The organism is Nitratiruptor sp. YY08-26 (assembly GCF_016593215.1).
In the GTDB taxonomy this organism is placed as follows: Bacteria; Campylobacterota; Campylobacteria; order Campylobacterales; family Nitratiruptoraceae; genus Nitratiruptor; species Nitratiruptor tergarcus.
The window spans coordinates 995,746-1,010,829 of record NZ_AP023063.1 but is presented as its reverse complement, the minus strand read 5'-3'; the positions used below and the strand labels follow the sequence as shown (position 1 = coordinate 1,010,829).

18 protein-coding genes are annotated in these 15,084 nt (G+C 33.3%); 14 read left to right on the top strand and 4 right to left on the bottom strand.

The genetic code is table 11. The annotated features are described in order from the left end of the window. Positions 1-699 carry a 3-deoxy-manno-octulosonate cytidylyltransferase gene (kdsB, locus tag JG738_RS05495; protein WP_201336936.1) on the top strand — a complete coding sequence of 233 codons (699 nt, stop codon included), beginning with the start codon at positions 1-3 and terminating at the stop codon, positions 697-699. Here the strand turns inward: kdsB and JG738_RS05490 are convergent. The 4 genes from JG738_RS05490 to rsmD are packed head-to-tail and all read right to left on the bottom strand — an operon-like array spanning position 696 to position 2,694. Continuing rightward, positions 696-1,064: a hypothetical protein gene (locus JG738_RS05490; RefSeq protein WP_201336935.1), complete on the bottom strand. Its 369-nt coding sequence runs from the start codon at positions 1,062-1,064 to the stop codon at positions 696-698. The two genes, kdsB and JG738_RS05490, sit on opposite strands and share 4 nt — an antisense overlap. A gap of 9 nt (positions 1,065-1,073) precedes the next feature. Continuing rightward, positions 1,074-1,316 carry a hypothetical protein gene (locus JG738_RS05485; RefSeq protein WP_201336934.1) on the bottom strand — a complete coding sequence of 81 codons (243 nt, stop codon included), beginning with the start codon at positions 1,314-1,316 and terminating at the stop codon, positions 1,074-1,076. Further along, entirely contained in the window at positions 1,313-2,116 is an 804-nt protein-coding gene (locus JG738_RS05480; RefSeq protein ID WP_201336933.1) for an ABC transporter permease, read from the bottom strand. The genes JG738_RS05485 and JG738_RS05480 overlap by 4 nt, the downstream gene beginning before the upstream one ends. Further along, complete coding sequence (rsmD, locus tag JG738_RS05475) at positions 2,113-2,694, bottom strand: 16S rRNA (guanine(966)-N(2))-methyltransferase RsmD (protein WP_201336932.1); 582 nt, start codon at positions 2,692-2,694, stop codon at positions 2,113-2,115. The genes JG738_RS05480 and rsmD overlap by 4 nt, the downstream gene beginning before the upstream one ends. Before the next feature lie 74 nt (positions 2,695-2,768). On the opposite strand from rsmD, the gene JG738_RS05470 reads away from it, so the two are divergent. From JG738_RS05470 to JG738_RS05410, 13 genes are all read left to right on the top strand, one after another. Then, the gene (locus JG738_RS05470) at positions 2,769-3,986 is read left to right on the top strand and encodes an argininosuccinate synthase (RefSeq protein WP_201336931.1); all 1,218 of its coding nucleotides are present in this window, start codon (positions 2,769-2,771) and stop codon (positions 3,984-3,986) included. Further along, positions 3,983-4,426: a 50S ribosomal protein L9 gene (rplI, locus tag JG738_RS05465; protein WP_201336930.1), complete on the top strand. Its 444-nt coding sequence runs from the start codon at positions 3,983-3,985 to the stop codon at positions 4,424-4,426. The genes JG738_RS05470 and rplI overlap by 4 nt, the downstream gene beginning before the upstream one ends. After that, positions 4,426-4,962: an ATP-dependent protease subunit HslV gene (hslV, locus tag JG738_RS05460; protein WP_201336929.1), complete on the top strand. Its 537-nt coding sequence runs from the start codon at positions 4,426-4,428 to the stop codon at positions 4,960-4,962. The genes rplI and hslV overlap by 1 nt, the downstream gene beginning before the upstream one ends. Then, positions 4,962-6,293: an HslU--HslV peptidase ATPase subunit gene (gene hslU / locus JG738_RS05455; RefSeq protein ID WP_201336928.1), complete on the top strand. Its 1,332-nt coding sequence runs from the start codon at positions 4,962-4,964 to the stop codon at positions 6,291-6,293. Before hslV ends, hslU begins: the two co-directional genes overlap by 1 nt. A gap of 8 nt (positions 6,294-6,301) precedes the next feature. Next, positions 6,302-7,183, top strand: coding sequence for a GTPase Era (era, locus tag JG738_RS05450; RefSeq protein WP_201336927.1), 882 nt, complete (start codon positions 6,302-6,304; stop codon positions 7,181-7,183). An 82-nt stretch (positions 7,184-7,265) separates the two neighbouring features. Next, positions 7,266-8,786, top strand: coding sequence for a hypothetical protein (locus JG738_RS05445; RefSeq protein ID WP_201336926.1), 1,521 nt, complete (start codon positions 7,266-7,268; stop codon positions 8,784-8,786). Then, a complete protein-coding gene (locus JG738_RS05440; RefSeq protein ID WP_201336925.1) occupies positions 8,783-9,415 on the top strand; it encodes a hypothetical protein in 633 nt (210 codons plus the stop codon). Before JG738_RS05445 ends, JG738_RS05440 begins: the two co-directional genes overlap by 4 nt. Next, on the top strand, positions 9,397-9,822 hold the full coding sequence (locus tag JG738_RS05435; protein WP_201336924.1) for a hypothetical protein: 426 nt from the start codon (positions 9,397-9,399) through the stop codon (positions 9,820-9,822). The genes JG738_RS05440 and JG738_RS05435 overlap by 19 nt, the downstream gene beginning before the upstream one ends. A gap of 13 nt (positions 9,823-9,835) precedes the next feature. Then, a complete protein-coding gene (gene mshL / locus JG738_RS05430) occupies positions 9,836-11,338 on the top strand; it encodes a pilus (MSHA type) biogenesis protein MshL (protein ID WP_201336923.1) in 1,503 nt (500 codons plus the stop codon). Beyond that, the gene (locus JG738_RS05425) at positions 11,328-12,116 is read left to right on the top strand and encodes an ATP-binding protein (protein ID WP_201336922.1); all 789 of its coding nucleotides are present in this window, start codon (positions 11,328-11,330) and stop codon (positions 12,114-12,116) included. The genes mshL and JG738_RS05425 overlap by 11 nt, the downstream gene beginning before the upstream one ends. 115 nt (positions 12,117-12,231) lie before the next feature. Next, the gene (locus JG738_RS05420; protein WP_201336921.1) at positions 12,232-12,798 is read left to right on the top strand and encodes a lipopolysaccharide assembly protein LapB; all 567 of its coding nucleotides are present in this window, start codon (positions 12,232-12,234) and stop codon (positions 12,796-12,798) included. Then, positions 12,795-13,337 carry a hypothetical protein gene (locus JG738_RS05415; RefSeq protein ID WP_201336920.1) on the top strand — a complete coding sequence of 181 codons (543 nt, stop codon included), beginning with the start codon at positions 12,795-12,797 and terminating at the stop codon, positions 13,335-13,337. Before JG738_RS05420 ends, JG738_RS05415 begins: the two co-directional genes overlap by 4 nt. Positions 13,338-13,340: 3 nt before the next feature. Continuing rightward, on the top strand, positions 13,341-15,083 hold the full coding sequence (locus JG738_RS05410) for a GspE/PulE family protein (protein WP_201336919.1): 1,743 nt from the start codon (positions 13,341-13,343) through the stop codon (positions 15,081-15,083). Position 15,084 lies beyond the last annotated feature (1 nt).

The window sequence follows — 15,084 nt, the reverse complement described above, 5'->3', positions numbered from 1 at the left end:
GTGATAATTATTCCAGCACGTATTGCATCTACAAGGTTTCCTCGCAAAGTTTTGTATGAGATAGATGGCTTACCTATGGTGATACGTACCGCATTGCAAGCTAAAGAGGTTGATGATGTAGTAATAGCAACAGATTCACAAGAGGTTATAGCAGTTGCAAAAAATCACGGTTTTGATGCTGTTTTGACAAGTGCAACACATGCAAGTGGAACCGATAGAATTAATGAGGCAGCTACAATTTTAGGCGTGGATCAAAATGAAATTATTCTCAATGTACAAGCAGATGAGCCTTTTATAGAGCCAGAAGTTATTAAGACACTACAAGAATTGACGCAAAAACATCGTGACTTTGAAAATGTTATGATGTGTACACTCTATAAAAGTGAGCCTTATCAAGCAAAAGAGGATCCAAATAGAGTTAAAGTTGTAGTCGATGGAGCTGGATATGCACTCTATTTTTCCCGCTCTCAAATACCGTATCCGCGCTCCTCTTTAAAAAATATCAAAATCCATCTTGGTCTTTATGGCTATACAAAAAAGATGCTTGAGCGTTTTTGTGCATTACAGCAAGCCCCATTAGAAGAGATTGAAAAACTCGAGCAGTTACGGGCACTCTATCATGGTTATAAAATAGCTATCAAAGAGGTCAAGTCACAAAGTATTGGGATTGATACACCTAAAGATCTTCAGAAAATCTAAATCCTCTTTTTCTTCTTTTCTATGAGATCCTGTGCTAACGCAGCGATCTCTTTTTTTGTAAGTTTTTGCTGTTTGGATTCATGCTTTTTATTTTCATCGCTTTTTTGCATTTTTTCTGGCTTTTTCAAGCTCTTTTTTGTACTCATAATAAGATAAAGCAGTGCCCCAAAAAAGAGACTCCACTTTCCAAAAAGAATATAGGGCATATACGCTATTTTCTTTGCCATCTGGAGATATTGGACTATATCACGGTATATAAATTCTATGAGAATTAAAAGTAACAAAATAACAACAGTTTTAATTAAAAGGGATCTATAGCGGTAAACATATGTCCAAATGATTGCAAATTTAAGCTGTCTAAACATAACTTATTCCTAAAAAAGACTCAGTCCCAATGCTGCAAGGAGTGCTATGAGTCCTTTTGATTTAAGCTCATCATAGAGTTTAAGCCTCTCATCTTGGTAGATTATATCTAGTTCTTCAGGAGTAAACTCTTCTTTTTTGAGATGATGCTGCGCTAAGCGTGCTTGCACACGAAGCTCCACCCTCTTTTCAATTGCTTTTTTGATCTTTTCTCTAAGCTTTTCTGTCAAAGCGAATTTATCCAGAAATTTCATACCATCTTCTCTTTTTTATTGGTGATTTTTTGCAAATAGTCACTGATATTGATGAGACTAAAGGTAACTAGAAATATCATGAGGCCTGGGAAAAAACTAACCCACCAGGCAATATCTATAACCTCTTTGCCTTCACTGAGAATCGAACCCCAGCTCATCTGTGGTGGTAATACACCAAGTCCCAAAAAGCTAAGCCCCGATTCTGCTAGTATCGCTCCCCCTACTCCAAACGTAAATCCAATAAAAAATATTGGTGCGATGAGAGGCGTAAAATATTTTAATATTATTTTATATGAAGGAGTATGTGCAATTTGTAAAATTTTAATAAACGGCTTTTTAGCAATAGCAAAACTCTCACTGCGAATCATCCTTGCATTGCCCATCCACCCAGTTATTGAAATAACTATAATGAGTACCAATGAAGAAGCTGGAATATAACTCACCAATGCTAAGAGCAAGAAAAATGTTGGAAATGTTAAAAAAAGATCCACAACTATTACAAAAAATTTATCCACAACTCCGCGAAAAAAGCCCGCGCTCACACCAGCAATAAGCCCAATCAAAGAAGCTATTACTGCACTGCCTACTCCAATGATAATAGAGTTTTTCCCCCCTTCAATAATGCGAGCAAGAAGATCTCTGCCAAGTCTATCCGTTCCTAAAGGGTGTTCTAGTGATGGTGGCAACAAAATTGCATTTGGATTTAGTTGGTAAGGTGACACTGTATAGATGAACTGACCAAAAAAAGTAACGAGCAAAACAATACTCAGTACAATAATACTTAAAAGTGGCTTTTTCATTGAAAAAAACTTAGCGTGCTTTTACCATATTTGCGTTTTTTTACAAGTTGATAGTTTCCAAGTTGCTCATCAAAATCGTGACTGCTCATATGCTCTATAATAATTGCTTCAACAACTTCTTTTGGAATTTTTTTAATAAGTTCACTCACCTGCTCATAAATATCTTCATACCCTTCTCTAATGCTAAAGGGAGGATCAAAATAAAAGTAAGCTTTCTCTTTTTTTCGCCTGAGATCTTCTATTACATCCCAAATCGCTTCAAAAGCATCACCAAATCGCAGTCTACAAGATTTTTCATCAATAGAAGCGATATTTTTTTTCAACACATTGTAAGAGTTGCGATTTTTTTCTATAAAATAGACCTCTTTTGCTCCACGGCTTAGCGCTTCAAGCCCAACACTTCCGCTCCCACCAAAAACTTCTACAAAGTTTTTGTCAACTATATCAAATTGTAAAATATTAAAAAGTGCTTCTCTTAACATATTTTTTGAACTTCTCGTAACACTCTTTTGTGGCAAAAGTATCTTTTTGCCCTTATATTTTCCACCAATTACACGCGTACTTAGCTCTTTTTTCATGCTGCCCCTTTAGGAAATTTTAACATAAACAAATTTTGGATAGAATTATAAAAAATTTTTTAAAAAGGAACTAGATGGGCAAAAAGGTCAATAAGGTAGTTTTGGCTTATAGTGGTGGTTTGGATACATCAGTAATACTTAAATGGCTCCAAGAAACTTACCAGTGCGAAGTGGTAACTTTTACTGCTGATATTGGTCAAGGTGAAGAGGTAGAGCCTGCGCGACAAAAAGCACTACAACTTGGAATAAAGCCTGAAAATATCTTCATAGAAGATCTTAAAGAAGAGTTTGTACGCGACTATGTATTTTCAATGTTTCGCGCAAATGCCATTTATGAAGGAGAGTATCTCCTTGGTACATCTATTGCAAGACCACTCATTGCAAAGCGACAGATTGAAATAGCCCAAAAAGTGGGAGCAGACGGTGTTGCGCATGGTGCGACTGGTAAAGGAAATGACCAAGTACGTTTTGAAATTGCTTATCTTGCACTCAATCCAGATATTACAGTAATCGCACCATGGAGAGAATGGGATCTCAACTCTCGTGAGAAACTTCTTAAGTTTGCTGAAAGTCATGGAATTCCTATAGAAAAGCACGGCAAAAAAAGCCCCTACTCTATGGATGCTAATCTTCTCCATATCTCCTATGAAGGGGGAATACTTGAAGATCCTTGGAATGAGCCAGAAGAGGATATGTGGCGCTGGACAAATTCAATCGAAGAAGCACCAAATGAGCCAGAGTATATAACGATCGACTTTGAAAAAGGAGATCCAGTAGCTATCAATGGCGAGCCTCTCTCACCTGCAAAATTGCTTGAAACTCTCAATGAGTATGGCAAACGCCATGGTATAGGAAGAATCGATATTGTAGAAAACCGCTTTGTCGGGATGAAGTCACGAGGCTGTTATGAGACTCCAGGTGGTACCATACTACTCAAAGCTCATAGAGCAATTGAAAGCATTACGCTTGATCGCGAAGAGGCTCATGAAAAGGATAAACTAATGCCAAAATATGCTGAGCTTATCTACAATGGCTTTTGGTTTAGTCCAGAGCGGGAAATGATGCAAGCTGCAATCGATAAGACGCAAGAAAATGTTAATGGTACAGTACGCTTGAAGCTTTTTAAAGGAAATGTATTTGTCGTGGGACGCAAATCACCAAATTCACTCTTTGCACCAGAGTTTAGTACTTTTGAAGAGGATCAAGTTTACAATCAAAAAGATGCAGAAGGTTTTATTAAACTCAATGCGCTACGATTTATTATTGAAGGTCATGTAAGGAGAAAAAAATGAAAGTATTATTGATAAAAGATGTAAAAAATCTTGGAAAAGCAGGAGAAGTCAAAGAAGTAAAAGATGGTTATGGGAAAAACTTTCTCATAGCACGCGGTTATGCAAAATTAGCTACTCCAGAAGTTATTGAAGCATGGGAAAAAGAGCAAGCGCAAAAAGCCCAAAAAGAGGCTCAGGAGATTAAAGAGCTTCAAGCCCTTAAAGAAAAAATTGAGAATATGAAACTTGTTATTAAGCATAAAGCTGGTGCAAACGGTGCACTTTTTGGAGCAATTACAAATAAAGAGGTAGCACAAGCGTTAAAAGAAAAAGGGATCGAAATAGACAAAAAACATATCGATATTCATCCACCTATTAAACAGGCTGGTGAGTATAATATTGATGTGAAGCTTGGACATGGTATTCATGCAACACTCGATTTGGTAGTAGAGGCTGAGTAATGTTCGAAGCTACAACGATACTTGGGTATAGAGGTGATGGAATCGCTGTTATTGGCGGCGATGGCCAAGTCACTTTTGGCAATACTGTCTTAAAAGGTAATGCTACCAAGATTAGAACACTCTATAATGGCAAGGTACTTGCCGGATTTGCAGGAAGTACAGCAGATGCATTTAATCTCTTTGATATGTTTGAAAATATTTTAGAGAATAAAAAAGGGGATCTTTTAAAAAGTGTTATCGAATTTAGTAAAGAGTGGAGAAAAGATAGATATCTACGGCGTCTTGAAGCAATGATGATAGTGCTTAATACAAAAAATATTTTTATTCTTAGTGGAACAGGCGACGTAGTTGAGCCAGAAGATGGCAAAATAGCAGCAATTGGAAGCGGCGGTAATTTTGCTCTTTCAGCTGCAAGAGCACTCGACAAACACGCCTCTTTGGATGCAAAGAGTTTGGTAGAGGAGTCCTTAAAAATTGCAGGGGAACTGTGCATCTATACAAATACAAATATTAAACTACTCACGTTGGAGGATTGATGGATCTTACACCAAAAGAGATTGTGAAGTATCTCGATGAATATATAATTGGACAAAAAGATGCAAAAAAAGTTATAGCAATCGCACTGCGCAATCGTTATAGACGTATGAAACTCCCTAAAGATTTGCAAGATGAGATCACTCCTAAAAATATTCTCATGATAGGAAGCACAGGGGTTGGAAAAACAGAGATTGCTAGACGTCTTGCCAAGACTTTGGATCTTCCTTTTGTAAAAGTAGAAGCGAGTAAATATACTGAAGTGGGATTTGTAGGTCGCGATGTAGAATCGATGGTGCGAGATCTGGTAGCAAACGCAATTGTTCTTGTTAAAGAGATTCACAAAGAGAAAAACAGAGAAGCGATTGAAGAGTATGTAATAAAGAAAATATTAGAAAAGCTTTTGCCTCCTCTTCCAAAAATGGCTAGTGAAGAGAAAAAGAGCGAGTATCAAAAAACTTATGAGAAGATGCGAGAGCGTCTCATTAATGGAGAGCTTGATAATCTTAAAATTGAAATAGAGATACCAAAAAGCTCTATCTCTTTAGATGATTCAAATCTTCCGCCAGAAATTGCAAAAGCACAGGAGTCTATTGCGAAGATTTTTACTATTGGCGTAAATAAAGAACAGATAAAAAAAGAGGTGAGCGTAAAAGAGGCAAAAGAGCTATTGAAAAATGAAGCGAGCGAAAAACTGCTCGATATGGAGCAGATAAAACTTGAAGCTTTGCAAAAAGCGCAAGAAGAGGGAATTATTTTTATCGATGAAATCGATAAAATTGCAGTAAGCAGCAAGACAAGTGGAAGGCAAGATCCTTCTAAAGAGGGTGTGCAGCGCGATCTTTTACCAATAGTAGAAGGAAGTACAGTTAATACTAAATGGGGTCCTGTAAAAACTGATCATGTCCTTTTTATTGCTGCTGGAGCATTTCATCTCAGTAAGCCAAGTGATCTTATTCCTGAACTCCAGGGACGTTTTCCTCTGCGCGTAGAGCTTAATTCTTTAGATGAAGAGATTCTCTATAAGATCCTCACACAAACTAAAAATTCATTAATCAAGCAGTATCAAGCACTCTTTAAGGTGGAAGGTGTGGAGCTTGAATTTAAAGATGAGGCACTTCAAGCTATTGCAAAGTATGCCTATACGGCCAATCAAAAACTGGAAGATATTGGAGCAAGACGCCTCCATACTGTTGTAGAAAATCTCCTTGAAGATCTTAGTTTTGAGGCTGATGAGCATAAAGGTGAAAAAATTACTATTGATAAAGAGTTTGTTGATGAGAAACTAGGTGAAATTGTAGAAAATGAAGATCTGGCTAAATATATACTTTAAGGTCAATAATGAATAATACAAAATCTGGATATGTAGCTTTGGTTGGAAGACCAAATGCTGGAAAAAGCACCCTCCTTAACTGGCTCCTTGGCGAAAAAATCGCCATGGTTAGCCATAAAGCACAAGCTACAAGAAAACGGCTCTATGCAATTGTTATGCATAAAGATGCGCAAATTATTTTTATCGATACTCCAGGACTCCACGAAAAAGAGAGGCTATTAAATAAATTTATGCTTGAAGAGGCCCTCAAAGCAATAGGCGATTGCGATTTGATTCTTTTTTTAGCTCCTGCTACCGATGATATTAAATACTATGAAAGATTTTTAGAGCTCTCAAAAGGTAAACTCCATATCTTAGTACTTACAAAAATTGATATGGTGGATAATGCAAAACTGTTGGCTAAAATAGCTGAGTATCAAAAATATCAAGATCGTTTTTTAGAACTTGTTCCTATATCAGTGAAAAAAAATATAGGAAAAGAAGAGCTTCTTGATGCAATAGTAAAATATCTTCCCCACCATCCCTACTACTATGATCCAGAACTTTTGACCACAGAAAATATTCGAGATATCTACAAAGAGCTCATACGAGAAGCTATTTTTGAAAATATAAGCGATGAAATACCGTATGAGAGTGATGTTGTTATTGAAAAAATTGAAGAGACGCCTACTCTTGACAGAGTCTATGCAATGATTATTGTTGAAAAACCCTCCCAAAAAGGAATTGTTATAGGCAAAAAAGGTGAAGCAATCAAAAGGATTGGAAGAGATGCTAGAAAACTCCTTGAGCAGTTTAGTCAAAAAAAGATTTTTCTTAATCTCATAGTTGTTGTAAAAAAAGGTTGGACAAAGAACAAAAAAGAGCTTGAAAAAATTGGTTATATCTTCTAAGAACCCCCGTAATTAGCCTATATTAAAGTAACATTCAGTTTGCCTGTGTTAGAATTTTTAAAACTTCATAAAATGAGGTAAAATGAAAATTGAGGCATATAAAAGATTTGTTACTATCGATCCCTACAATCATACCTCTTATATATTAGAAAATAATGTCCTCAAAAGTTATAAATCTCTCAAATTTAATAATAAAAACTTTTATATCTCTTATCTCCAAGTAAAAGATACAATTATTACTACACTTGAAATCAGTAGAAACATTCCTCCAGAAGATTTGAGGGATGTTATTGAGATTAAAGCATATGAGGAACTGGATCTTGATGAAGTTAATGAATATAAAATAGAATTTATTGAAATCCCTACCCCGCTCCATGAAAAAAATAGAAAATTTCAGTTATATATCACTGAAATACAAATAATCCGTGATGTGTTTAGAGAGATTAATAAAAAAATTGAATATATTGATTATATTTTGCCTGCACCAGTTCTTTTTAAATCTCTCTATGATGAAGAGATTCTTGATAATACCGAGATACACCTTTTTATCTATTTTCAAAAAGATGATGCTTTTGTAACTTTGTATAGTGAAGGATCACTGATATATGCAAAATCACTCAAGTACTCTTTTTCTGATATTGCCGAAAGGATTAGTGAGCTCAAAGGTGAAAATATAGATGTGCAAACTATTATGCAAACCCTTGCAAAAAACGGAGTGAAAATTGCAGATCCAGATGAAATCCAATACTATATGCAAGTTTTTAGTGAAATTTTTATGCATATCAATGATATATTGATTTATGCAAAACGTGTACATAACATTGAAATTGTAGATAAAATTTTTATAAGCTCAGATATAGGATATATCAAGGGAATTGAAGAGTATTCACGTACATATTTAGCCCAAGATGCATTTGATTTCAATTTTGATTATCCAATAACCTCTAATGAGCCATATATAGAGGATTTACACTTTCTTTTGGCATTAAGTGCAAAAAATATTGTTGAGCGTTTGGAAAGATTACCAAATCTTACTATTTTCCACCGTCCTCCACCTTTATGGAAAAGGCCTAGTGGCCATCTACTTGCAATTACTCTTGTTACAATGCTTTTAGCCTTAGCTTATCCAGCATATAACTTTTTTCTCACTTACAAATTACGTTATGAAACAACGTTACTGCATAACAAATATCCTTTAATTCATGCAAAGAGAGTTGCATTAGAGACACGCATCAATGAACTTAAGAAGCAAATTAAAGATATACAGAACAAAATAGTTCAAGAGCAACAAGAGTTGCAAAGAATAAAAAATATTCTATTGCAAATATACAACAAAAAAGTTCATTATGTTATGAAAGCTTCAACAATTGCTGAGCTTTCTCAGGATATGGTACATCACAAAATCAATCTTATAAATATTGATAATAATGCTACCTCTTTTGATTTCAATGTCACAGCAGTAGACAATAAAAACATCACGCGATTTATCAAATATATTGCCGATAATAAAAGCGATAGATATGAAGTTTCTACAAAAGAGATCAATAAAACAGATATTAATAGCACTGTGTATGTGAGTAATATAAAGGTAAAAATCAAATGAGTATGCTAAAACAGATTGATAATTTTTTTCAAAATAGAAAAAGTAGCGAGAAGATACTCATTTATTTTACCATCGCAATAGCTATCTTTGCATTTTCGTATCAATATTTTTTTCCTATGAGCGAAAAAATGTATAAAAATGCAGCAGAGCAAAAAAAGGTAATTGAGACAAAGATAAATCTTGATAGAGCTTATATTCAAGCTGTGACTGTCAATGGTGATGAGAATTTCTATATAAAAAAATATGACAAAGATCTTCAAAATCTAAAAGAAAAATATAAACAAGTAATTGATAAAAAACGATATATTGACTATAAAATCAAAGAACTCTCCTATCTCTTATACAACAAAAAAAAGTGGGCAGAATTTTTCGATAGTCTAACGCAAATAGCCACACGTAATGGGATTGAGATCAATTATATTCTCAATAATTTTCTCGACGCAACAAAAACTTTTGGGCATGTTTTAGAAGTTGAAATTTCATGTAAAGGGGACTTCAAAAATATTGTAGCGTATATTAACGATATAGAGCAAAGCGATCTTGTTGTAGATGTATATGCACTGCATATAAGCGGTAAATCGCCACTAGAATCAATCTTTAAGGTTTCGGTATGGGGTATAAATTATTAATTTTTGTAACATTTTTCTCTAGCTTCATTTTAGCTAACACGCAATATCCAGATATTGATAGATTGATCGAGCAAGTAAAAACAAAAAGAGTTGGTTTATCTAAAAAAGAGATAGAAAAGTTGCAAAATCCTTTTATTAATGAAAAAAAACTGCAAAAAATAATAAAAAAACAGAAAGTTGCTAAAAAAAAGCCAAAAAGAAGGATTCATCTAAAACTCTATTCGATTTTCAATAATAGAGCAAAAATCAATGGAAAATGGTATACAATTGGTAATACAATATATGGTTATAGACTAGTTAAAATTGATAAGGGTAAAAAAAGAGTGATACTGTTCAAAAAAAAGCGTATGCTTGTTTTATATTTGAACAATATTAAGAAGAGAAAATTTAAACTCTTGAAAATGTAATGGAGAATTTATTATGAAAAAAATCATAGCTACTTTATCTGTTTTTATTACACTATTATTTGCACAAAATAATTGTGAAACGAGATTTTTTACCCTTGAAAGCAAACCAGGTATTTCGATAGGTGAAATTATTAATAATATTAGTGATGAGTGTGATTACACTGTTTTATTGAAAGATAAATTCGCAAAGAAGAAAATGAAGGAGAGACTGGGTAAATTATCTTTAAAAAAAGTTACACTTGATACCCTCTTAAATGTAATATTGCTAGAACATAATTTAGATTATACTCTTGTGGATAATATACTCTCTATTAATTATCTTATAACAAAAACTTTTAAAATAGATTATGTAACAACAAAAAGAGTTGGACAAGCAGTGACAGATGCATCTGTTGATATTGGAAGTGTTTCTCAGGCTGATGGAGGTGGAGTATCAGCAGGAACCTCTACAAAAACAAGAGATGTGAATATAATTTCATCAAAAGATGAATTTGATTTTTGGAAAAATATTCAACAAGAGATTTACGATATTCTCAACAGACCTTCTGATGAGTATAATGCACCTAAACCTATCGTTAATGCAAACGCAGGACTAGTTACAGTAACAGGAACAAGAAAGCAGATTGAGAGAGTAGCAACATATATTGATGAATTAGAAGATCGTATGCATAAAGAGGTGCTTATAGATGTGTCTATTTTAGCTGTATTTCTCAATAAAAATATTACAACAGGAATAGATTGGAGCCGCTTTAGTCTTACACTCAATGGGGAGTATGATGCAAACGGTAATTTTTCTCCAACAAATCCACTTGCTACTTATCAAAGTGTGGGGGTTGGTACAAATTTTAAAAATATAGATTATGCAAGTACTGCAACAGCAATCATCAACTCTTCATTAAATCTTACTGGACTTATAGATTTTTTACAAAAAGATGGAAAAGTTGTTACTCTTTCAAATCCAAAAATTCTAACTCTTAACAATCAACCTGCTATTATTACAATAGGTGATAATATAAACTATAATGTTCCAACATCTATTACCATTGGCACACAAGGTGATCTTGGAGAAAAAGCGTATACTCCCTCTTCTATCTTTGTAGGAATTTTACTAAATATTACTCCTGAAATAACTGATGATAATGAGATAATTTTGCGCATCAATCCATCTATTTCGGAGCTGAGAAATCCTGATGATTTAACACTTAAAGGCACAAGTTCTTTTAGAGAAATTGCTCCTGATACAAAAGAGAAAAAAATATCATCGGTAGTCAAAGTAAGAGATGGCTCTACTCTGATACTTGGGGGGCTCATATCAAATACAAAAAATTTCATGATAAATGGTGTTCCTCTTATTAAAGATATACCTCTATTTGGTAATCTATTTAAGAGTAAGAAAAAAGAGAACCAAAGATTTGAACTCATTTTTGTTTTGAAACCTAAAATTATTAAAAGTAAAAATGATATGGATATTTCTTTGAAAGATTTAGGATATCGAAAATTAACATATGAAAAATGATAATATTTATGAAAAAGCAAAAAGAATTTTTGAAGAGAGTAATGATCCAAAAGATTTTGTAAAGATTGAATCTAACATTGTTCACCTCGAAACACTCCATTATTGCATGGAAGAATCTTTTAAATTCATTTTACTCTATGGTCCTCCTGGTATTGGTAAGTCTATGCTTTTGCGTAGATTTTATTATGAACAACAGAGCGAGAACCTCTTTTTTTATCCGGCACCATTTCTAAGTAGAAAAGAGCTTTTTTATCGTCTATCTATGGATCTGTTTTCAAAAAAGGTAGGAAATTTCATTCAATCTATTTCACAAATACCTAACAAAACTTATACAATTTTAATTGATGAAGCACAAATGTACGATGAGAATATGCTTGAAATTTTTAGAATACTTGCAGATACCAAAAAGATTCGCTTTATTCTTGCTCTTCATACACAAAAACATGATGCCATTCTTGCAAAAGAACATTTTAGTACAAGAATATATAAAGATATTGCCCTTACACCCCCTACACTACGTGAATTTCATAGTTATTTACAAAAAAAACTTTTCCAAAAAGGGTGTAATGAACTAGCTATTGCCATGCAACTCTCAACGGCTAAGCAAATCTATAAATTTACACAAGGTAACTTCCGTCAAAGTGACAAGTTTCTCTATGTGCTTTTTGATATAATGGCATATTTTAGCAAAAACTATCCATCTAAAATCAAAAATGGCAAAATAGAGAAAAAATTTATAGAGATGAGTGCAATTCATTTAGGATTGATTAATGCATGAGTATGAAAGATTGGAACGGCGATGGAAAGTATATAATTTTAAAAAAGTTTTCAAATCATTTTTTTTACTATCTATTCTTTTTTTATTGATTGGAGGAGCCTTTTATATCCTAAAAATGAAAAGCTCTTCTTTATTAAAACCAAAAAATATATCTTCAAAACAAAAAACTATCAACAATGTATCTCATAATAAAAACTTTTTAGCTCCTGCTTTGGATTTTGAAAAGAGACTGCTATATAAAAAAATAACAAATAAAAATCAGAAAAAAAGTAATAGAAAACAAAGTAATAACAAAAAAAAGGTAACAGATAAGAAGGCAACAAAAAATAAACCTAATATAAAAAATAGTTCCAAAAACGACACCTTCAAAATAGAGACACAAACATTGAGTCTCAAAGAGATGATACGTAATTTTAAAAGAAGGCCAAGTGCACCACTCGCTTTACTTATAGCAAAAAAATATTTTGCTCAAGGGGAGTATAAGCATGCACTTGAGTGGAGTATAAAATCGAATGAGTTGGATAAAAATTTAGAAGAAAGTTGGATACTTTTTGCTAAAAGTGCTTATAGAATAGGTGATAAAAAGCGAGCTATTAAAGCATTACAAATAATCATAAGAAAAAATAATTCGAAGGAGGCGAAACGCTTATTAAGAAAAATATCTCGGGGTCAAAAGATATGAAAAAAATAGTGCTTCTCATGCCTTTCATTCTCTTTAGTGGTGAAATTTCTGTGAAAAAACTTATTAATAACTATCAACGAGGACATTACAAATATGTGTGTCTTGAAGGATATAAGAATTTTAGAATATTGGAAAAGGATGAAGATCTTCTCTCTATGTATGCATTTTCCTGCCTACGAAGTGATTATATTGATCGCCTTGCAGTTCCTCTTTTAATACTTGGAAAAACAAAAGAGTCACGTAAAAATAGAGCTTACTTCTCACTTATTTTAGCACAAAAAAATATACTCATCTCTGCATTGACAGATGGAGAAAAATATACCAATTTGCATGTGCCAACAAGCGACCATATAATTTCAAAAGTCTTCAATCTCTATTTTCAAAAAAAATATAAAAAGATCGATAATATCTATGAATTTTTTGATAAAAATAATAAAAACTGTATATACAGGGTTTATATACAGTATAAGAAATCTCGACCTTTTCTTGTTATTGAAGAGATTCAAAATAAAAGCAAAAAAATCCATATATATAGGTGAGCTATGAATGAAAGACTACTCAATATTATCCTTTCAAGTTTAACTCTTGATGAGCTTGATATAAAAAATATTAAAGAAAATCTTACAAATATAAAAAATGTTATCTATTTTCTTGTCAATCGTGAATTTGTTAAAGAAGAGGAACTTATAGAACTTTTAGCAAAGAGATTGCGGGAAGGAAAGCTTTCTATAGACGATCTTGATGATTTGCCAATGGAACTAACCGAAAAAGTCCTCAAGAAATATGCAAAAATTCTCAATATTGAGTATGTGGATCTTGATACATTTGATATAAATATGCGACTACTATCTCGTATTCCACTTAATCAACTAAAAAAATTCAAAGTTGTACCTTTAAAAGAGAGCGAAATAAATATCTTAGTAGCAATAAGTGATCCAATAGATATCGCTGCGCAAGAAGCTGTACAAAGGATGTTTCCCAAAAAACCTGTAAAATTTGTACTCGCTTCCAAAAAACAGATCGAAAACTTTCTCTACAAAGTAGAGCTCAATGAAAATATTAAAGAGTATATTAATGAGATTCGTCAAGATTTGCTCAAAGGTATAGAAAAAAAAGGAGGAATTGAAGAATCAAGCGCTGTTTTAAAACTTATTGAAGCCATCCTCAAAACTGCAATACTTTCGCGGGCAAGTGACATTCATATAGAGCCTACAGAAAATAGTTGTATTATACGCACGAGAGTCGATGGAATTTTGAATGAAAAATTTATATTTGATAGAGATATTTACCCTCCTCTTTCTTCTCGACTTAAGCTCATGGCCAATCTTGATATAGCAGAAAAGAGAAAACCTCAAGATGGTCGTTTTTCTGAAACTATTATGAATAAAGAGTTCGATTTTAGGATATCTACTCTTCCAATTATCTCTGGAGAGTCAATAGTTATGAGGATTCTTGATAAATCAAAGGCTTTGATTCCTTTGGAAGAAGCTGGTATGAGTAATTATAACTTCACAGTTTTTACTAAAGCACTCAAAGTTCCATATGGTATTATTCTTGTCACAGGTCCAACCGGAAGTGGTAAATCTACCACCCTCTATGGTGCGCTTAATATGTTAAGAAGTGTGGAGAAAAAGATAATAACTGTTGAAGATCCTGTCGAATATCAAATTAATCATGTACAACAATCACAAGTAAACCCAAAAATTGGTTTTACTTTTGCCTCTGCTTTGCGCTCTATTTTGCGTCAAGATCCAGATATTATAATGATAGGTGAGATTCGTGATCAAGAAACTATGCGCATAGCTGTGCAAGCTGCTTTGACAGGCCATCTCGTTCTTTCAACTCTACATACCAATGATGCAATCAGTGCAATTAACAGAATTATAGATATGGGTATAGAGGCCTATCTTGTTAGTGGAGCTCTTATTGCAATAGAAGCACAAAGATTAGTCAGAAGAATATGCCCATATTGTAAAACTGAAATAGAACTAGAACCCACAGCGTATAATGACATCAAACCTTATTTACCAGAAAACTATAGATTTTATAAAGGTAAAGGTTGTAGACATTGCGATTATACTGGATATAGTGGAAGAGAAATGATAAGTGAAGTTTTGCGTGTTGATGAAGATATTGCAAGAATGATCGCAAAAGAAGAGAGTAAAGAAAAAATTACGCAGACGGCTTTAGAAAAAGGGTTTAAAACTATGCTGGAAGATGGGATCAATAAAGCGATAGAGGGCTCTACTACTATAGATGAAGTTTTGAGAGTTACAAGGTTGTAGG